Source organism: Sphingopyxis sp. USTB-05 (genome assembly GCF_023822045.1).
Classification (GTDB): domain Bacteria; phylum Pseudomonadota; class Alphaproteobacteria; order Sphingomonadales; family Sphingomonadaceae; genus Sphingopyxis.
Genome location: NZ_CP084712.1, coordinates 345,761 through 364,490 on the forward strand (window position 1 = coordinate 345,761; position 18,730 = coordinate 364,490).

An 18,730-nucleotide genomic window follows, 5' to 3' on the forward strand; every position below is an offset into this window, starting at 1 on the left:
ATGAAACTTGCTCGAAACTACATCGACGGCAGTTGGCATGCCGGTTCTGGAACCATGGAAACGATCAACCCTTCCACAGGGGAAGTAGCCAGCGTGTTTTCGCCAGGCGATACGGACTGCGCCGATGCAGCGGTGTCTGCAGCGCGGAGAGCTTTTGAACGCGGAGGATGGTCCAACAATCCCCGAAAGCGGGCGGCCGTCCTGCTGGCCATGGCCGATGCGATCGAACGCATCCGCGGTCAGCTTGTCGCGGTATCGGTATCGGAATGCGGCAAACGTAATGCTGAGATGGAGGGTGAGGTAGGCGCGGCCGTATCCGAACTTCGCTATTACGCCGGACTAGCACGAACGATCTTCGGTCGGGTCCAGGAGGTAGGCGAGGGTCAGCTTTCAATCTTTAGCCGCGAGCCGATCGGGGTGGCCGCGATCATTGTACCATGGAACGCACCGGTCACTCTGTTGGTGCGCAGTCTTGGGCCAGCGTTGGCAGCGGGCTGTACTGTCGTGGTGAAGCCAGCGCCGCAAACCTCGCTAACCAATGCCTTGATGATCGAGGCGATGGCAACGGTTCCCGATTTGCCGCGTGGTGTGCTCAACTCGGTCAACGAGAACGGACACGAGGTGGGGCAGGCCCTGGTGGTGCATCGAGAGGTCGATGCGATCAGCTTTACGGGCTCACGCCATACCGCCGGACGGATCTTTGAAGCCTCGGCCGCTACGCTCAAGCGCCTCAACCTCGAACTGGGCGGGAAGGCGCCTGCTGTTGTTTTCGCCGACGCCGACCTGGACCGCGCTCTGCCTGAGATCGTCCGTGGGGCCACGGCAGCGGCGGGGCAAATGTGCACGGCTGTCACCCGGGTGCTCGTCGAAGATGCAGCCTATGAGCAAGTTGCCGATCGGCTTGCCCAACATTTCCGTGCATTGAGTGTCAACGCCGCCGATGATCCCCGATCGGAGATGGGGCCGGTGATCGACATGGCCAATCGCGACCGGCTTGCAGCGATTGTAGCGAGTGCAAGCGATGTGCTGGTGGCTGGCGGACATCCTGATGATGCGCCAGCTGGCGGAAGTTATCTCTCGCCCAGCCTGATCGCGGTGGATGATCGAGCCAGCACACTCGTTCGCGATGAACTCTTCGGGCCGATCGTCACGATTGAACGTTTTGGCGACGAAGCAGATGCAACAAAAAGTGCCAATGCAACCGACTTTGGACTCGCCGCAAGCGTGTGGACGCGCGACGGGAGCCGGGCGCAGCGGATCGCGCGCTCAATCAAGTCTGGTACTGTGTGGATCAATAGCCACAACCGCCTGTTCGCTGAGGCCGAGACCGGCGGTTACAAGCAGAGCGGAATTGGACGGCTCCACGGCCTTATGGGCCTCGATGTGTTTATGGAGACGAAACACATATTCTCGGAAGCGGGCTTTGTTCCCGCTGTCGGCTACTGATTATGACCAAACGGCCGAATATCTTGTTCATCATGGCGGATCAGCTTCGCGCGGACTATCTGTCCTGTTACGGACACCCGACATTGGAAACACCAAATCTTGATTGGCTTGCGTCACGCGGCGTGCGCTTCAATCGGGCATATGCGCAATCGGCTGTATGCGGTCCAGCGCGCATGAGCGTCTACACTGGACGATACGTGCTCTCGCATGGATCAACCCTTAACGATACGCCATTGCGACAGGACGAATGGACAATCGGTGATTTCTTGCGACCACTCGGGTATCGCACCGTGCTTGTCGGCAAAACCCATATGCGCGCTGACGTCGATGGCATGGAAAAGCGGGGGATCGATCCGGCATCTCCCTCGGGGCTTCTGATCTCTGAGGCCGGCTTCGAAACCTACTCGCGCGAAGAAGGGATTTACCTCGACCATTGGCCGGCAGAGAAGCGGTTCGGGGCTGATTACAACAGATACTTGCGCGAGCGGGGCTATGACGGCGAGAACCCTTGGCACGAGTGGGTCAACTCAGTCGAGATCGATGGAGTACCGGTCTCCGGATGGTTGCTGGAGACGGCTCCCTATCCTGCCCGCGTCCAAGAAGAAGACAGTGAAACGCCCTATCTCACGCGGCGCGCCATTGAGTGCATTGATGCGTTGGGAAGCGACCCCTGGTGCCTGCATCTCAGTTACATCAAACCACACTGGCCCTATGTTGCGCCTGCCCCTTATCATGCGACCTACTCTGAAAACGATGTTCTCCCGGCAATCCGTACTCCGGAGGAGCGCGTAACCTCGCATTCTGTCTTTGCTGGCTTCCAGCGACGGCGGGTCAGCCAGAGCTTCTCAGATGATGCTGTGCGCACACCGGTTGTGGCGGCCTACATGGGCCTGGTTAAGCAACTGGATGACCAGTTGGGAGTGCTGTTCGGCGCGCTCAAAGAGCGCGGGTTGATGGAAAACACTCTGATTGTTTTCACTTCAGACCATGGTGATTATCTGGGCGACCACTGGCTGGGTGAGAAGGAGTTCCTGCACGAACCTTCGATCCGTGTGCCGATGATCGTCGTCGATCCGCGCGAACCAGCTGACGCTACGCGCGGACTGGCTTGCGACGCCCTGGTCGAGGCGATCGACTTGCTGCCGACGTTCGTCGAAGCGGGCGGAGGCGACCCAGGGCATCCCCGGCTGGAAGGTCATTCCCTACTACCGCTGCTCGACGGACAAGAGGGAACTCGCGAATACAGCTTCTGCGAATTTGATTATGCGACAATGCGTTTTCGGCGCGAACTGGGGCAGGCGATTGATCAGACCGGTATCGTTGCCGTGGTAGGCGCGCAATGGAAGTTAATTGCCTGCCCTGGCTTTGAGCCGTTGTTGTTCGACCTTATAAACGATCCCCACGAACTCACCGATCGCGCGGGCGATCCGGGTTGCGCGGAGGTGCGCGCCGAACTGGAAGCTGCCCTGCGCGATTGGGCCTTGCGTCCGCGCCGGGTGACCGAGAGTGCAGCCAGCATTGAGCGACGCACCGATACGCAAGTGACGCGGGGCATCAAGCTCGGCATCCGCAATTCAGAAGAACTTGATGTTGCTTTGCGGGAAGAGGCGCAAGCGTGAGGCAGATCCGATCCTTTATAGCTGGTGCTCCGGTGGACGGATGGCGGTGTTTCGAAAAGCGGTCGCCGGTGGACGGCCAATTGATTGCGAAGGTACACGAAGCCGATGCGGAACTTGTAAACTGCGCCGTGCTCGCGGCGCGGGCGGCCCAACCTGATTGGGAGGCTCTTGATCGAATCGAGCGCGCAGACCTGTTCGAAAGCCTGGCGGGTGCGGTGGCAGCCAGAGCGGATGACCTTGCCGACGCCGAGACCGCTGACACTGGCCGGCCCCGCGCGCAGGTGATGGGCGCACATGTTGGGCGCACGATCGAGGTATTTCGGCTTTATGCCAGCCTTTTGCGCACCTGGTCGGAACAGGCTTGGCATGGCCGGGCTGCATCTCCGAACATGGCGACTGAAGCGGCTCCCAGGACCATCGCCTATACAAGCCGACGTGCGCTTGGGGTGGTGGCAGTCATCGCTCCATGGAACGTCCCGCTCCTGCTTCTAGCACTGAACTTGGTGCCGGCTCTCGCGGCAGGCAATTGCATTGTCGCAAAGCCATCAGAGGAGTCGCCTTGTTCTGCAGCACTATTGGCTGAAATCCTTCATGATGCCGGCCTGCCACCGGGGGTGTTCAACCTGGTACATGGTTTCGGCGCGAATTCGACGGGAGCCGCTCTTGTATCAAATCCGGGTGTTGATGGCATCGCCTTCACCGGCGAAGGGCGCGCCGCGACCCAGATCATGACTGCCGCTGCAACGGGCCTTCGGCCCGTGCTGTTTGAACTGGGCGGCAAGAATGCCGGGTTGGTTTTTGCCGATTCTGATCTCGACCGGGCGGTCGAAGCTAGCGCTCTCGCAGCCTTTGCCAACAGTGGTCAGGTCTGCCTGTCTATCGAGCGGCTCTTTGTCGAGCGTCCTGTTTTCGATGGGTTCGTTGCAAGACTGGCCGAACTGGCGGGAAGGCAGAAACTGGGACCGCTGATCTCGCAATCCCATCGTGCGAAGGTCCATGCAGCCGTCGAACAGGCAATGGCAGGCGGGGCGCGGCTTCATGCTGGCGGAGTCATTCCGCCTGGTGAAGGCGCTTTCTATCCGGCCACCGTGCTAACGGGCCTTTCCGATAACTCGCCCTTGTTGCGCGAGGAAACCTTCGGTCCTGTCATTCATGTCTCCCCGTTCGATCATGAGGACGAGGCGGTCAGTCGTGCGAACGACACCCCATATGGCCTCGCATCCATGGTCTGGACCCGCGACCTGTCGCGAGGGCACCGTATGTCTGCACGGCTGCGGGCAGGGATCAACTGGGTGAACTGCTGGCAGGTCCGCGATTTTCTGACCCCCCTGCAAGGTCTTGGTCGTTCGGGGATCGGTGCTCAGGGCGGACGCGAGTCTCTCGATTTCTTTTCCCAGGTGACAACAACGGTGGTGAGCTTGTGAGGAACGACTATCATAATCCCGATCCCGAGAAGCTGGTCGCCATGTTCGAACGGATGCTGGTCATCCGTGAGACCGAGGAATATCTCGGGGCCCAGTTTAGAGCGGGCGAACTGCCTGCCGGGGTGCATCTCTATATCGGGCAGGAAGCATCCGGCGTAGGCATCTGTGCGCACCTGGGAGACGAAGACTGGATTACGAGCACCCATCGCGGGCACGGGCATTTCCTGGCAAAAGGCGGCGATCCTTATGCGATGATCGCCGAAATCCATGCCAAATCTGATGGCATCTGCGGGGGGTTCGGCGGAACCATGCACGTCGCCGATGTGTCGCGTGGAATTCTGGGAGCGAATGGCATTGTTGGTGGCGGGCTTGGCATTGCCACAGGCGCTGCCTTTGCGGCCAAGCTGGAAGGAAATGGCAAGGTAGCCGTCTGCTTCTTCGGCGACGGTGCGGCCAACCAGGGCACCTTCATGGAAGCAATGAATGTAGCCTCGCTGTGGAAGCTGCCGCTTCTGCTGGTGTGTGAGCACAATGGCTGGTCCGAATTCACTCGATCCGAAGTGGCGACGAGCGGCCGGATCATTGACCGGGCAAGCCCCTTCAATATTCCGGGGTTCGAAGCCGATGGCAACGACGTGGCGGACGTATGGCGCGTATCAGGCCGTGCGTTGGAGAGCGTTCGCTCAGGCGAAGGCCCCGCATTGCTGGTGACCTACACCTATCGCACGCGCGGCCATGTCGAGGCGGAAGTCAATTTTCTGTCGCAGCCCTACCGCAGCGAGGAGGAGGTCGCTAGCTGGGTAGCAAAGGATCCAATAGAGCGCGGCGCCGCTCTTCTGGCCCAAGGAGGTATCGCAGAAGAGGAGATTTCCGCAATCCGTGCGCGTGTGAAGGCGTCGATCGCGGAAATGGCCAAGAGGGCCGGATCTGCGGCTGATCCTGATCCTGCGCGGGTTCGTTCAATGATGTTTTCGGCAGCGGAGGCCTGATCATGGCAAAGCGGCGGATGATCCAGGCGATCAACGATGCGATGTTCGAAGAAATGGAGCGCGATCCGCGGATCGTCCTGTTTGGCGAGGACGTCGAGATTTCCATGTTCGGCGATACCAAGGGGCTTCGCGAGCGCTTTGGTCCTGATCGCGTTCGGGACACGCCGATCTGCGAGGCGCTGCTGACGGGAATGGCAGTGGGCATGGCAGCGGCCGGCTGGCGACCCGTGCTGCACATGATGTTCGCCAATTTCATGTACACGGGCTTTGACGCCATCGCCAATCAGATGGCGAAGCTTCGCCTTATGACTGGCGGGCAGATGAAGCTTCCCATCACGATCATGGCTGGGTTCGGTGGGGGTCGATCAACCGCAGCACAGCATTCGGATTGCCCATATCCGCTGTTCATGAATTTGGGCGGAGTCCATGTGGCTGTTCCATCCAATGCCGGCGACGCCAAGGGACTGTTCAAGTCAGCGGTGCGCAGCGACGATCCCGTGATCTTCCTTGAGCCGGGCGGGCGCGGTGGGGAAATGGGCGAAGTGCCCGACGGTGACCATCTGGTTCCGTTCGGTAGAGCATCAGTGCGGCGTTCAGGCATCGATGTCACGATCGTTGCGATATCAGCGATGGTGAAGCTTGCCGAACAGGCGGCGAAGCAGCTTGCTCAGGACGGGATCGAAGCCGAAATCCTGGACCCCCGCACGTTGGTCCCGCTCGACGAGGACGGCATCCTCGCCTCGCTGTCGAGGACAGGCCGCTTGGTGGTTGTCGACGAGGCGCGTGATCGCTGCAGTGCCGCGAGCCAGATCGCAGCCGTCGCGGCAGATCGCGGGTTTGCCATGTTGAAGGGGCCGGTGCGCCGCGTCACCGTGCCGGATGTCTGCATGCCCTATGCGCCTGTGCTCGAGCGCAGCGTCTATCCGAATGCGGAGCGCATTGCTGATGTGGTGCGCGAACTGTTGAACTGCAGGGACTACCAATGAAGATTAAGCTCAAACTTCCGCGCGTCGGCATGAACATGGAAGAAGCAACGATTGTTGCTTGGCATAAGTTGCCTGGCGAAACTTTCGCCAATGGTGAGGCGCTCTACGAATTCGAGACCGAAAAAGTTACCCAGGCGTTCGAGGCTAGCGCCGATGGCAGGTTGGTCGAGATTTGCGTTCCCGAAGGCGAGGAAGCGCAGGTCGGGGATGTGGTATGCGTGGTCGAGGTCGATCAGTGAGCAATACCGGACGCCTCGAACACATCGGCGTTACAGTCGCCGACATGGAGCGGGCGCTCGACTTTCTGACGATTCTCGGCTTCGTAACGCAGTCTCGCTTCACGCCGTTCGATCCGGGTGCTGTGGCTGGAATCACTCGACTGGATGGGGCCAAGGTTCGCGAGATCGCCTATGTTGCGCGTGACGCCTATCATTTCGAATTGCTCGAGTACGAAGCTCCCGAGCGCGCGATCGGCCTGCGTCAACCATGCGATACAGGCTATTTCCATTTTGCATTGCATGTCGACGATCTCGATGCCGTCCAGGCCCAGCTTGGTTCCTGCGCTCCTCCCCATCGCGTCCAACGAGGGCCGGCCAAGGGTCAAAGGGCGACCTATGTCTACGGACCTGATGGTCTGACCGTCGAACTGATCGAGAAGCCGGGTGGGGAATGATGTCTGCGTATACTCGTACTCGACCGGTTACGGCCGACAATCAGCTTTCCCGCGACTCCCGCAAGCCTGGAGAAGGATCATGATCCGCCGCCTGTTGCCTCTCGCCGTCTTTTTCTGCCAGCCCGCGCTCGCGGAACCGGCATTCCTCGAAGCGCCCAGTGTAAGGACCAATCCCAATCCTGCCGTGCCGCTGGCCGCGGTGCTCAGCTTCAGAACTAGCGGTCCGGTGACCACCACGGTCAGCCTCGACGATGGATCTAGGCAGTGGCAGGTCCAGTTCGGGCCGCGCCATGATCCCGCCAAAGGCCTACCGCTGGTCGACCTCGGCGCGGGCAAGGACATCCGCTTGCGCGTTCGCATCAGCGACAAGACGGGCGCGGTTGATGCGCCCGGATCATTGTCCCTGCGCACACCGGTGCTCCCGGCACCGGGGCTTTCCTGGCCGACCCTGACGACGACCCTCGCCGACAGCGCAGTGCTTGAACCCGGCCTGCGCTTCATCAGTGTGCGGCGGCGCGCGCCAGGTCGGCAGGACTTCCAGACAAGGGCGCAGCAGCAATTCTCGCGGGGCTGGGGCCTGATCTTGGCACTCGATGCCCGGGGGGAGGTGCGCTGGTACTATATCAGCCAGCGGCGCGTTGCGGGGATCAAGCCGTCACCCGATGGGACACTCATCTTCACCACCGAGGACCAGCGTGTCGTCATGATCGACATGCTCGGCAACATCCTGCGTCAATGGTATCCCGAGATGCGCCGGCTTGGTCCGGTGCAGGGCGGAACGCAGATTACCGGACTGCAGACACTGCACCATGAACCGTCGCTCACGCCGTGGGGCACCTATATCTCGATGTCGGCGAATGGCCGCGAGATCGCGGACTATCCTACGAGTGTCACCGATCCGCAGGCCCCGCGCAAGCCGACCATGGTTATGGGCGACAAGATCGTCGAATTCGATGCGGATGGGAAAGTAGTCTGGGAGTGGGATACGTTCGACCATCTCGATCCCAAGATGCTGCACTATCACACGTTCCAGCCCTATTGGGCCGTAAGGGGTTACCCTGGCTATGCGGATTGGACGCATGGTAATGGGATCACATTCGATGAAAAGAACAATCTCGTCATCGCCTCTTTCAAGCATCTGGATGCTCTGGTCGCCATCGACCGCAAGACGAAGGAGATCCGATGGATTTTCAGTGACCCGCAGGGCTGGCCGGAGAGATTTCAATCACGGATACTCAAACCCGTTGGCCTCACACGTTTTCCATGGTCGCAACACCACCCTCACGTCACACCTTGGGGAACCATCGTCTATTTTGACAACGGCATGTTCCAGGCTCGGCCGTTCGACGGCCGACGGATCGTGCCCTTCCACGAGAGCTACAGCCGGGCAGTCGAGATAAAGGTTGACCCCCGCGCGATGACCGTGTCCGAACTTTGGACTTCGGAAAAGGAGCAGAAGCCCGACAGTTGCATTAACTGGGCGATGGGCGATGCTCACAGGCTGCCCACCACGAACAACATGTTAGTCATTCGCAGCTTCTGCCCGCCGATCACTGACAAGCTCAACGATCAGAACGAGTATGATCTCACGCAGCGCTTCGTAGATGATGTGCCGTATGCCGGCCGGGTCGAGGAATACTCGCGCACTTCGCCTGGGACGCGGCTTTCCCAAACGCGTTTCGACGACCCCAACGAGATTCTCCAGTGGCAGCTCTACGGAGGCTTTCACGCGCCGTCGATCTACTGGGAGGACAAGGCCGGGGCAGCGAACTGAGTGTGGCGTCGGTCATGCCGGACGACCGGGCGGCAATGTCACGAGCTATCATGGCAACATTTCTACCGAGGACCATCTGATGAGCGAGCGACGCAGAGTACTTATTGTGGGCGGTGGCATCGGCGGACTTACGGCCGCTGGGCTGCTTCTCCTTGCTGGACATGACGTCCAGGTCTTCGAGCAGGCGCTCGAACTTGGCGAAGTCGGAGCCGGCATTCAGGTTAGTGCCAATGCCACACATGTTCTGCGCCACTTAGGCGTACTCGAGCGGCTTGCGTCGGTGTCCGTGCGACCGCTCAGAACGGAGTTCCGCCTGCACGACACGGCGGAGATTGTCAGCCAGATCCTGCTGGGCGACAGCCACGAAGAACGGTTCGGTGCTCCATATCTTCATGTCTACCGGCCCGATATCCTAGGCATCCTGGAAGCCAGAGTCCGTGAACTGGCGCCCTCGGCAATCCATCTTGGCAAGGCGCTTGAACGCTATGAGGAAGGCCCTGACAACGTGACCCTCTACTTTGCTGACGGCACTATGGCGAGCGGCGACTTGCTGATCGGTGCGGATGGCATCAAGTCGGTTGTGCGGGCACAGATGCATGGCCTCGAACCGGCCCGCTATACCGGTAACGTCGCGTGGCGGGTCATGGTACCCGTCGAGAAGCTGCCGCCTGATTTCCAGCCACCTATTTTTGTAAACTGGATGGGGCCAGACAAGCACATGGTTGTTTATTGGGTCCATGGCGGCAAGCTGCTCAATTTCGTCGGTTGTGTCGAAAAGCCTGAATGGACGCAGGAGGGCTGGGCAATCAATGCGCCCTGGGACGACCTGAAGGCCGATTTTGTCGGGTTCCATCAAGATGTGCAGACAATGATCGACGCAGCGGACAAGGATAATTGCTTCTGCTGGGCGCTTAACAACAGGCCTCGCCTGGAATTCTGGAGCACCGAACGGGTCACCCTGCTTGGAGATAGTGCGCACCCTACGCTACCATACATGGCGCAGGGAGCGGTGATGGCGATCGAGGACGCGGCCGTTTTGATGCGCGCGTTGAACGAATTCGACGACCTGGCCGAGGCCCTGCGAGGCTATGAGAAGGCCCGTATCGAGCGCACCGCGCGGATAGTCAATGAAAGCACCGAACACGCGCGGCTTTTCCATTTTCAGACCCACGACGAATTTCGCGAGGCCTTCGCGCGGAAGGATCCGGCAAGAGACCGTGGCTTGTGGCTCTACAACTACAATCCGCTCACCGTGCCGATCGGTGCCGAAACGGCGTGACTATTCTTGCCGCGCGTTGCCACCACCGACAAACCATTTTGGGGAATTCCATGATCGACTATTCCTTTCCGCCCCAACCATCCAGCTTCGTTCCCATCGCCGGATCGCGGCAGGTTTTTCCCGTCCGCCGTATTTTTTGCGTAGGACGCAATTATGCCGAACATGCGCGAGAGATGGGCTTCGATCCGAACCGCGAGGCCCCCTTCTTCTTCACCAAACCGGCCGATGCAGTCGTCCAAGATGGTGCCACGATTGCCTATCCGCCGTTGACGGAGAATTTCCACTATGAGGCTGAGTTGGTCGTCGCGATTGGCACAGAAGGGCGCAACCTGTCAGTGGAGGCGAGCCCGCTACATATCTGGGGCTATGCCGTGGGCAACGACCTGACGCGTCGCGACCTTCAGATCCAGGCGCGCGAGAAGGGGCGTCCTTGGGACTGGGGTAAGGCATTTGACAATTCGGCCGTCATTGGTCCCATCCATCCGGTTGACGAAGTGGGCCATCCGGACAGCGGGTCGATCCGGCTGACGGTGAATGGCGCGGTCAAGCAGGATGCAGACCTTGCCGAACTCATATGGTCGGTGCCAGAAATCGTCTCGATCCTGTCGCACTCGGTGACGATAAAGCCCGGCGACTTGATCATGACCGGTACGCCTGCGGGGGTTGGCCCGCTTGTCCCGAGAGATGTTTGCACCGTCTCGATTGAGGGCCTTGGAGACCTGATCACCAAGATTGGCCCACGCGAATGACACTTCGCCTGCACAACTTCTTCAGGTCGTCCACCTCGACCCGCTTGCGCGTGGCCCTCAACCTCAAGGGGCTGGAATATGATTATGTGGCCTATGTCCTGCGCAAGAATCAACACCGGAGCCCGGAATATCTGGCACTAAATCCAGCAGGGCTCGTACCGGCGCTTGAATTGGAAGATGGCACAGTTCTGACCCAGTCGCTGGCCATCATCGAATGGCTCGACGAAACCTACCCCGATCCCCCCCTGCTCCCGACCGACCCGCTCGGGCGGGCGCGGGTCCGGTCATTGGCCTATATGGTGGCTTTCGAGATCCACCCGCTCAACAACCTGCGCGTTCTGAACTGGCTAGGCACGCAGTTCGACGCTGACGACGATGCGGTGGCGCAATGGTTCGTCCATTGGGTAACGGCGACGTTCGATCCGCTGGAAGCCATGCTGGCCGGCAGTCGGGAGACGGGCCAGTTCTGCCATGGCGATGCTCCAACGCTCGCTGACATCTGCCTTTACAGCCAAATCTGGAATAATCAGCGCTTTTCAATTCCAATTGAAACCTGGCCGACAATTGCACGAATTTTTTCGGACTTAGACGGCCTCCCAGCCTTTCGCAATGCGGCGCCACCCAACCAGCCCGATGCCGAATGACCAAAATTGCAGGAGCAAGATCATGAGTAAAGCGCTCGATCACAGCACAGTCGACCATGCTATGCAGCCGGATGACACGCCCGAGCTGCGCGAGCTATATCGCGGGTTCGAAAAGCAGAGCCTGTTACCCCTGTGGACCCAGCTTGGCGACCTCATGCCGGTTCACCCCAAGTCCAGAGCGGTGCCGCACGTCTGGAAATGGTCAAAACTGCTCCCACTGGCTGAACGTTCGGGCGAACTGGTACCCGTTGGGCGGGGAGGGGAACGCCGCGCGATCGGGCTGAGTAATCCGGGCCTTACTCCCCACGCCTATATCAGCCCTACATTATGGGCAGCGATCCAGTATCTTGGCCCACGTGAAGTCGCACCTGAGCACCGTCACAGCCAGAACGCCTTCCGCTTCGTTGTCGAAGGAGAAGGGGTCTGGACGGTGGTCAATGGCGATCCAGTACGAATGAGCAGAGGCGACTTGCTGTTAACGCCCGGCGGCAACTTTCACGGCCACCAGAACGCCACCGATAAGTCTATGGCCTGGATCGATGGGCTCGACATCCCGTTCAGCCAGCAGATGGACGTTGGCTTTTTCGAATTTGGTTCAGACAAACTTACGTGCCTCGAAACACCAGAATTCAGCCGGGGCGAGCGTCTCTGGTGTCATCCTGGACTGCGCCCGCTTTCGCAGCTCAAGGACAGTGTCAGCTCGCCTATCGGTGCCTACCGGTGGGCGCATACCGACGCAGCCTTGACGCAGCAACTCGCGCTCGAGGCGGAGGGGTATGCGGCCACGGTTGCCCCAGGCCATGCCGCAATTCGTTACATCAATCCAACTACGGGCGGAGACGTTATGCCCACAATCCGCCTTGAATTTCACCGTTTGCGCGAGGGCACCGAGACAAAAATGAGACGTGACGTCGGTTCGACCGTCTTCCAAGTCTTCGAAGGCAACGGCGCGGTTGTGATGGATGGCGAAACGCACAGTGTGGAAAAAGGGGACATGTTTGTCGTCCCGTCGTGGATCCCCTGGTCGTTGCGGGCCGAGACAGGCTTCGATCTGTTCCGCTTTTCGGATGCTCCCATCATGGAGAAGCTGGGCTTTATGCGAAGTTGGGTCGACGCGTGAGCTTGGCATTTTCGCTCGAGCAACGACACAGTATCGAACGGTTGCGCGTTTGATCCACAAGATCATAGATCCGACTTCTCACCCGAGCAGCTGTGCCGTTCTCGGGGCAAAGCGGGCAAGGCTCGATGTCGCCGGAACGTGAGCAGTATTGAGAGGCGGCAGCAATCCTAAAGCGGAATGCTTCGAGCATCATTGCCGTTCTTCAAAGTAGGTCCGAATGACCAGTCTGCGCCTGATCCTGATATGCCAAAGTGCAAGAAGGCATCCTGATCCTACTGGACTCTTGGTGCCATGGTGCTACCATACACCAGTGTTTGGAAAGGTTGATTGGCGGAAAGGACGCGCTGTTGAGGTGGCGACCCAAACCAGCGCTTCGGTGATCGACAGCGGCGTGGTCATAGTTGGCCTTTTCACAATGTTGTTCCATTCCATGGATTCGCAGTCGAGGACGGTTTTCGTTGTCCCTGCAAGTCCTCCCAACTTATTGGATTGGTGATTTAATATGGCTGAGAAAATCACAGATTTCGACAGCATTGCTGCGGATATCTTTTTGCAAAAGCGGGCTGGAAAACTCAGCCATTTCGCCGAGATGATCTGGAACTTCCACCGGGACCGGATCGATGCCACGTTCGAGGGTGGTTGGGACAATGCCGCATTTCCGTGGGACCGCAACATGCATGGGTGGTGGAAATACCCGCTGGCATTCGCGACATACTCGATCCCCTCGGTGATCATGGTTGAGGAAGCCCGGTACGCGGAAGCTTCAATCTGTCTGAGGAAATCAATACTACTGTTCAAAGATACGCCGATCTGGGACGAATGGGTCAAGTACGGCCATGGGCCAGATCCGATATGCTGCCGGAATATCATGTACAAGGCGCATCTGCACGTCATGTACGGCTTGTATCAGCTCATTACCGGATCGCAGGAGTTTGAGAGGGAGTACATTCAGCTAACAGATATAATGAAAAGGGAGTTGAATGAAAATAGAGAAAATGAGGGATTTGAAGGTATAGTTTGCGAAGATGATCAATATTTTCCTGTATGTAATTCCCAGATAGTCATCGGCATGTCGATACATGACTTAATTTTTGGAACGAATTACTACAATGAATACGGAAAAAGAGTTGCTGATTTCATTGCAGACAGGATCAGTGATCCAGTGACCAAGATGATACTGTACAAGTATCATCCCTCCCATAACCAGGCTGAAGCCTATCTGTCCGGCGCTTGCAACACCTGGGGACTGACCCAATTGCATTATACCAATCCGGCAGACATGCAGACCGGCTATGAGAACTTCAAGCGTCTGCTCGTTGCGCAGCAACCGGATGGCGCGCTCTACCTCAAGGAATGTGTCCATGCCTCCGATCCCGCCATGGGGCTGGAGGAGAGTTTCGGGCTTCTATATGCGCTCGGCTTGGCGAGGGAGTATCAGGACCCTGACCTTTGGGCTGGTTTTATGAAGTACCTGGGTAAGACGTCTGGTATTGCGTATGTCGACGGAAGGGCCCGCCTCGTCGAAGTGACAAATGGGGAAGAGCATCACGCCAACAGCTACATCCTATGGGGCGCCCTTCACGAATCCTGGAACGCGGTCTTTCAGCATGATTGGAGCGGGCTGAGGGCCCGGCATCGGGCGGTGTTGTCATGATCGGTGCAGAGGCTTCGCGCCAAGACATCTGGGCGATGGTTGAAGACGGGCGGTTCACAGATCAAGTTGAGGCGCATTACAGGACGCTTCTGTTCGACCTGGACCTGGCTTGCTACAATAATTGCCACGTCTGTCACGTTCCTGGTTCGGGGGTCGCTTTTTACAAGGCCATGGGCTTCATGGCCCTGACTTTGCCATCTGTAGCCTATATTGACCCGTTCAGAACCAGAGAGGTTGAGTATAATCTTAACCTGACCGCAAAAAATATCTGTAATCCAAATCTTTCCAACCCATTGAATATGTACGATTCTGAAAATGTCCGCGTCGTCCTGAGCGCCCTGTCGTATGAATTCTACCGATTGGTCAGCGGAAGGGGGCAATTCGATGAAAAATCTCGCGCATTCATCGAAGCTATACAAGTAAAGATCATTAACAATTACGAATCTGCGCAAAATATATTCGCGCTTGAAACTGTGGCCGGTAGGTTCGAAATATTTCCAAATCTACTGGCGATGCTTGCATTTGAAATTCATGATAAGATTCACGGGACGACGTATTCTTACGATAATGACAAAATTTTGGACGGTATAGGAGTTCTGTTACGAGATGATAAATCAGGACTGTTCTTCGAATCACTGCAAACTGGAAGTTTTGGTTTCGATAAGCAGGAATTGAATAGAGAGTCATTTTGGATCTCTAGAAATATTCTACCAAGATCCAATGCGTTGGCACTTAACCTGATGCATTATTTTAGGCCGCAGGAAGCGGAAGCGCTTTGGGAGCAGTTTAAGTTCGCATTTTCTGACGAGTTGATGCGGATCGATTTAGGGTCGTTGAAAGGGAAGTCTGGACAGTCTTTCGTCACACCTCTTGGTTTTCAACTAGAGGATTTTTTTGCAGCTCTTTGGTTGGCTAAAGAGATGCAAGATGTCAAATTTTTCAATTTACTGAATAATCGCATTTATGAAGTTTTAGAGCCGAAGCGTATAGAGGCTAAGATATTTTATGATCAGCTGGGGGAGGGGGGACCATTGGTTTCATACTTTAACCTTCTGGCCCAGTGCCATGTCGGCTGGAAGCAGCTTGTTGAAAGGGATTGGGCGCAGAGCTACCACAAAGACTATAATGTGGTCCGCTGAGACGATGCTTCATGTGAAGGCTTCGCATCAGATGCAGACGAGAGGTCAAGTTCGCAGGCCCTGACTCCAAGCATCCCAAAATCGGTCAATGGAGGGATTAAGCACCAGACGCCTTGCCGCGTTTTGCCAATCCCATTGAAGGCGAGCACCCGGTGCATTGCACAAGGGGTTGAGCAGTTGCCCTACGATTCCAGCGCTTCGAGGCGTACCGTGAATTCCAGACCAGAATTTCTGCTACGCAGGCGCTGATTGCGGCCAGGTAGCGAGAATTGCAGGCCGTCGCCTACGAGGTGTGACGTGACCCCCTGATTTTCCTCCAACATTGATTAGAGTCCGGCCCTGATGGAAGGACGGACGAGATGAAGAGAACGAGGTTTACCGAGGAACAGATCATCGGGATGCTGAAGGAGGCGGAGGCCGGCGCGAAGACCGCTGACTTGGCCCGGAGATACGGGGTTTCCGAAGCGACGATCTACAACTGGAAGTCGAAGTATGGCGGGCTGGAAGTGTCCGAGGCCCGGCGACTGAAGGATCTTGAGAGCGAGAACGCAAAGCTGAAGCGGCTGCTGGCGGACACGATGCTGGACAACGTTGCGCTGAAGGACCTGCTGGCAAAAAAGTTCTGACGCCCGCTGCCAAGCGGGAAGCTGTGGCTCATCTCCAGGCTTGCCACGGGATGAGCGAACGGCGGGCGTGCCGTGTCATCGATGCCGATCGCAGAAGCGTGCGTTACCGTTCCACACGGGACGACGATGCCGAGCTTCGCGAGAAGCTGCGCGAGCTGGCGAACCAGCGGCGCCGCTTCGGCTACCGTCGTCTTCATATCCTGCTGCGCCGGGAGGGCGTGATGATCAACCGCAAGAAAACCCAGCGGCTCTATCGTGAGGAAGGGCTGGCGGTCAGGCGGCGACGGAGCCGCAAGCGCGCCGTCGGCACGAGGGCACCTGTTCCGGTGCTGGCGCTGCCAAACCAGCGCTGGAGCCTCGACTTCGTCCATGATCAGATGGCGTCGGGCAGGCGATTCCGCGTTCTCAACGTGGTCGATGACGTGACCCGGGAGTGCCTGGCAGCGGTGCCCGACACCTCGATCTCGGGGCGCCGTGTCGTGCGCGAGCTGACCGAGCTGATCGCACAGCGCGGCAAGCCGGGCATGATCGTCAGCGATAACGTCCTATGTTGGGAAAGCGTAGCGGGAAAATGCCAGCAGGTCTCGTTGCGCCGAAGGTGATCGGCGCTGGTGATTTTATGATCCAGATGGCTTCCATCGTCAAGGAAGGCGCTCTCGGCCATAGCAAACACAGGATCCATCGATCCTCGGGATCGTGGTCCTCACCGTCCTTAAAATGAGATACGCATGCCAGATGGAAGGCCCGAACATTATCTACAGGGTCGCCGTAGCGCCCTCACGGCACAGCAGAGAGGGGTCCTTCCATCTGGTGTCCGCCCGTTCGACGAACGGGCGGTACTCGGTTCCCGTCTTGATGACGGCGTGCACGACGCGCGCCATCTTGGCGGTGAGAGCGGTCATTGCCTTGCGGCGGCGATCGGGATCGCTGGCATGGCCGTCGACATAGCGGGAGAGCTTGTCGCGGAAGCTGTTGTTGGGTTGTCGGATCGCGACCTGCGTGGCCATCCAGAAGGTGCGTCGCAGCCGAGCGTTGCCGTACTTTGATAGTTTGGTCCGCCCCCGAAATATCCCTGACTGGTAGGTGGCGAGGTCGAGGCCGCAGAACTTGAGGAACTGGCGATGGTGGCTGAAACGCCGCAGGTCACCGGCCTCGGCCAGGATCGTCAGGGCGTTGATCGGCCCGATGCCGGGGATCATACGCAGGAGCTGATAATCGCTGTTCGTCGCCAGCGCGTGATGGGCAATCCGCTCGATCTCGTTGCGCTGCTGAATCAGGGTGCGTGCTTGGGCGATAACCATACGGAACATGGCGACCGCCGTGGAATCTTCGTCGATCGGCAGCGCGATCGATGCACAGGCCGTCTCGTAAATGTCGTTGACTACCCGGGCCTTGGAAACCTTGCGGCCGATCAGCGGCCAGACCTGCTCGGTGAAAGCCTCGCGCCCAATCGAGGTGATGCTGCCCGGCGTCGGGAATCGTTCGATCAGCGCCAGGAACCAGTCGGACCGGCTATTGCCCGCGAAACGCTCGATCTCCGGGAAATACAGCGGCAGATAATGGGTGAGGATCCGATGCCAGGTCTGGGTCTTCGCCTTGGAAATGGCTTCGTGGGTCTTCGACATCTCCTGCAGATCGTTGATGCCCGCAGCCAGCGGATCGACATAGCGCTGCGTCGCCCCGATCTTCAGCATATGCAGGATTACCTGAGCGTCCTTGGAATCATTCTTGTCCCAGCCATTGTGCAGCGCTTCGCGTGTCCGGGCCAAGGCGACCGACGAAATCAGGCGAAGCTCGAACCCGGCGGACAGCAAGCGATGCGCCAACGTGCGGTGATAGTTGCCGGTTGCTTCAAAGCCGACGATCACGGGCCTGCCGATGGCCGTCAGATCGTCAGCCAGCCGGTCATAGTCCGCCTTCGTCGCCATGACGGTCATACGGCGTCGGCGGCCGCCTTCCGGTCGTTCGAGGAGAACTTCCTGGCGGTGCTTCGACATATCGATGGCTACCAGGACGGCGTCGGGTGGCGTAGAATGCAGCTTGGTCATGATCGGTCAGCCTCCAAAGGTTGTGTCGACAACTTCTCTTTAGAGACCTGCTGGCCGGTCATGACTGCCTTGATGAAGCCGGCGGGCGCTACGCGCCCTTGTCCCCATCAAGGCATTGCGGCCCTCCAATAGGCAGCTTCCCAATGTGCTACGGAACCGAGCTCACCAGTAATGCTGTGCTGGCATGGTGCGGAGAGCTCGGCGTGGAGTGGCATTACATCGCGCCGGGCAGGCCGATGCAGAACGGCTACGTCGAGAGCTTCAACGGAAGGATGCGCGATGAGCTGCTCAACGAGACGCTGTTCATGAGCCTCGCCCATGCCAGGGTCGAGATCGCTGCCTGGGTGGATGATTACAACCGGGAGAGACCGCACTCATCCCTTGGCTACGCAACCCCGGCGGCGTTCGCCGCCGAACTGGATAAGCAATGGCCTGCTTCGCTCCGCCCTACGGGCTCCGCTACGCAGGCCATTGCTTCAACCGCGCTCATGAGCAACAAAGCTGCTGGGCTCTAATCCCGGCTGGTGGAAACCAGGGGGTCACGTCACATGGCATCCGGT

14 protein-coding genes and 3 pseudogenes are annotated in these 18,730 nt (G+C 58.4%); 16 read left to right on the forward strand and 1 reads right to left on the reverse strand.

What is annotated here, in order from left to right:
* From KEC45_RS01630 to KEC45_RS01700, 15 genes and pseudogenes are all read left to right on the forward strand, one after another.
* A complete protein-coding gene (locus KEC45_RS01630) occupies positions 1-1,446 on the forward strand; it encodes an aldehyde dehydrogenase family protein (RefSeq protein WP_252172053.1) in 1,446 nt (481 codons plus the stop codon).
* A gap of 2 nt (positions 1,447-1,448) precedes the next feature.
* Entirely contained in the window at positions 1,449-3,065 is a 1,617-nt protein-coding gene (locus KEC45_RS01635) for a sulfatase-like hydrolase/transferase (protein WP_252171377.1), read from the forward strand.
* Between the two features lie 68 nt (positions 3,066-3,133).
* The gene (locus tag KEC45_RS01640) at positions 3,134-4,489 is read left to right on the forward strand and encodes an aldehyde dehydrogenase family protein (protein WP_252171378.1); all 1,356 of its coding nucleotides are present in this window, start codon (positions 3,134-3,136) and stop codon (positions 4,487-4,489) included.
* Entirely contained in the window at positions 4,486-5,478 is a 993-nt protein-coding gene (locus KEC45_RS01645; protein ID WP_252171379.1) for a thiamine pyrophosphate-dependent dehydrogenase E1 component subunit alpha, read from the forward strand. Before KEC45_RS01640 ends, KEC45_RS01645 begins: the two co-directional genes overlap by 4 nt.
* A 17-nt stretch (positions 5,479-5,495) precedes the next feature.
* Complete coding sequence (locus tag KEC45_RS01650; protein ID WP_252171380.1) at positions 5,496-6,464, forward strand: alpha-ketoacid dehydrogenase subunit beta; 969 nt, start codon at positions 5,496-5,498, stop codon at positions 6,462-6,464.
* A complete protein-coding gene (locus KEC45_RS01655) occupies positions 6,461-6,703 on the forward strand; it encodes a lipoyl domain-containing protein (protein ID WP_118074345.1) in 243 nt (80 codons plus the stop codon). The genes KEC45_RS01650 and KEC45_RS01655 overlap by 4 nt, the downstream gene beginning before the upstream one ends.
* A complete protein-coding gene (locus KEC45_RS01660; protein ID WP_168454874.1) occupies positions 6,700-7,137 on the forward strand; it encodes a VOC family protein in 438 nt (145 codons plus the stop codon). The genes KEC45_RS01655 and KEC45_RS01660 overlap by 4 nt, the downstream gene beginning before the upstream one ends.
* A 79-nt stretch (positions 7,138-7,216) precedes the next feature.
* Positions 7,217-8,911, forward strand: a complete 1,695-nt coding sequence (locus KEC45_RS01665; RefSeq protein ID WP_252171381.1) for an aryl-sulfate sulfotransferase — start codon at positions 7,217-7,219, stop codon at positions 8,909-8,911.
* A 79-nt stretch (positions 8,912-8,990) separates the two neighbouring features.
* Complete coding sequence (locus tag KEC45_RS01670; protein WP_252171382.1) at positions 8,991-10,190, forward strand: FAD-dependent monooxygenase; 1,200 nt, start codon at positions 8,991-8,993, stop codon at positions 10,188-10,190.
* The gene (locus KEC45_RS01675) at positions 10,187-10,939 is read left to right on the forward strand and encodes a fumarylacetoacetate hydrolase family protein (RefSeq protein ID WP_252171383.1); all 753 of its coding nucleotides are present in this window, start codon (positions 10,187-10,189) and stop codon (positions 10,937-10,939) included. The genes KEC45_RS01670 and KEC45_RS01675 overlap by 4 nt, the downstream gene beginning before the upstream one ends.
* The gene (gene maiA, locus KEC45_RS01680; RefSeq protein WP_252171384.1) at positions 10,936-11,583 is read left to right on the forward strand and encodes a maleylacetoacetate isomerase; all 648 of its coding nucleotides are present in this window, start codon (positions 10,936-10,938) and stop codon (positions 11,581-11,583) included. The genes KEC45_RS01675 and maiA overlap by 4 nt, the downstream gene beginning before the upstream one ends.
* A 22-nt stretch (positions 11,584-11,605) precedes the next feature.
* The gene (locus tag KEC45_RS01685) at positions 11,606-12,703 is read left to right on the forward strand and encodes a cupin domain-containing protein (RefSeq protein ID WP_252171385.1); all 1,098 of its coding nucleotides are present in this window, start codon (positions 11,606-11,608) and stop codon (positions 12,701-12,703) included.
* Positions 12,704-13,205: 502 nt separating this feature from the next.
* The gene (locus tag KEC45_RS01690) at positions 13,206-14,357 is read left to right on the forward strand and encodes a hypothetical protein (RefSeq protein WP_252171386.1); all 1,152 of its coding nucleotides are present in this window, start codon (positions 13,206-13,208) and stop codon (positions 14,355-14,357) included.
* A complete protein-coding gene (locus tag KEC45_RS01695) occupies positions 14,354-15,496 on the forward strand; it encodes a hypothetical protein (RefSeq protein WP_252171387.1) in 1,143 nt (380 codons plus the stop codon). Before KEC45_RS01690 ends, KEC45_RS01695 begins: the two co-directional genes overlap by 4 nt.
* A 359-nt stretch (positions 15,497-15,855) precedes the next feature.
* Positions 15,856-16,664: pseudogene (locus KEC45_RS01700) on the forward strand (IS3 family transposase); the annotation flags it as partial.
* Positions 16,665-16,873: 209 nt separating this feature from the next.
* Here KEC45_RS01700 and KEC45_RS01705 read toward each other — a convergent pair.
* Positions 16,874-18,170: pseudogene (locus KEC45_RS01705) on the reverse strand (IS110 family transposase).
* Positions 18,171-18,322: 152 nt separating this feature from the next.
* On the opposite strand from KEC45_RS01705, the pseudogene KEC45_RS01710 reads away from it, so the two are divergent.
* Positions 18,323-18,685 (forward strand): annotated as a pseudogene (locus tag KEC45_RS01710) (integrase core domain-containing protein); the annotation flags it as partial.
* Positions 18,686-18,730 lie beyond the last annotated feature (45 nt).

What these genes read in the sequence shown, in the direction of transcription:
- maiA (WP_252171384.1), top strand. Translation starts at nt 10,936, where the DNA reads ATGACACTTCGCCTGCACAACTTCTTCAGGTCGTCCACCTCGACCCGC.
- KEC45_RS01630 (WP_252172053.1), top strand. Translation starts at nt 1, where the DNA reads ATGAAACTTGCTCGAAACTACATCGACGGCAGTTGGCATGCCGGTTCT.
- KEC45_RS01655 (WP_118074345.1), top strand. Translation starts at nt 6,461, where the DNA reads ATGAAGATTAAGCTCAAACTTCCGCGCGTCGGCATGAACATGGAAGAA.
- KEC45_RS01695 (WP_252171387.1), top strand. Translation starts at nt 14,354, where the DNA reads ATGATCGGTGCAGAGGCTTCGCGCCAAGACATCTGGGCGATGGTTGAA.
- KEC45_RS01650 (WP_252171380.1), top strand. Translation starts at nt 5,496, where the DNA reads ATGATCCAGGCGATCAACGATGCGATGTTCGAAGAAATGGAGCGCGAT.
- KEC45_RS01665 (WP_252171381.1), top strand. Translation starts at nt 7,217, where the DNA reads ATGATCCGCCGCCTGTTGCCTCTCGCCGTCTTTTTCTGCCAGCCCGCG.
- KEC45_RS01670 (WP_252171382.1), top strand. Translation starts at nt 8,991, where the DNA reads ATGAGCGAGCGACGCAGAGTACTTATTGTGGGCGGTGGCATCGGCGGA.
- KEC45_RS01690 (WP_252171386.1), top strand. Translation starts at nt 13,206, where the DNA reads ATGGCTGAGAAAATCACAGATTTCGACAGCATTGCTGCGGATATCTTT.
- KEC45_RS01685 (WP_252171385.1), top strand. Translation starts at nt 11,606, where the DNA reads ATGAGTAAAGCGCTCGATCACAGCACAGTCGACCATGCTATGCAGCCG.
- KEC45_RS01635 (WP_252171377.1), top strand. Translation starts at nt 1,449, where the DNA reads ATGACCAAACGGCCGAATATCTTGTTCATCATGGCGGATCAGCTTCGC.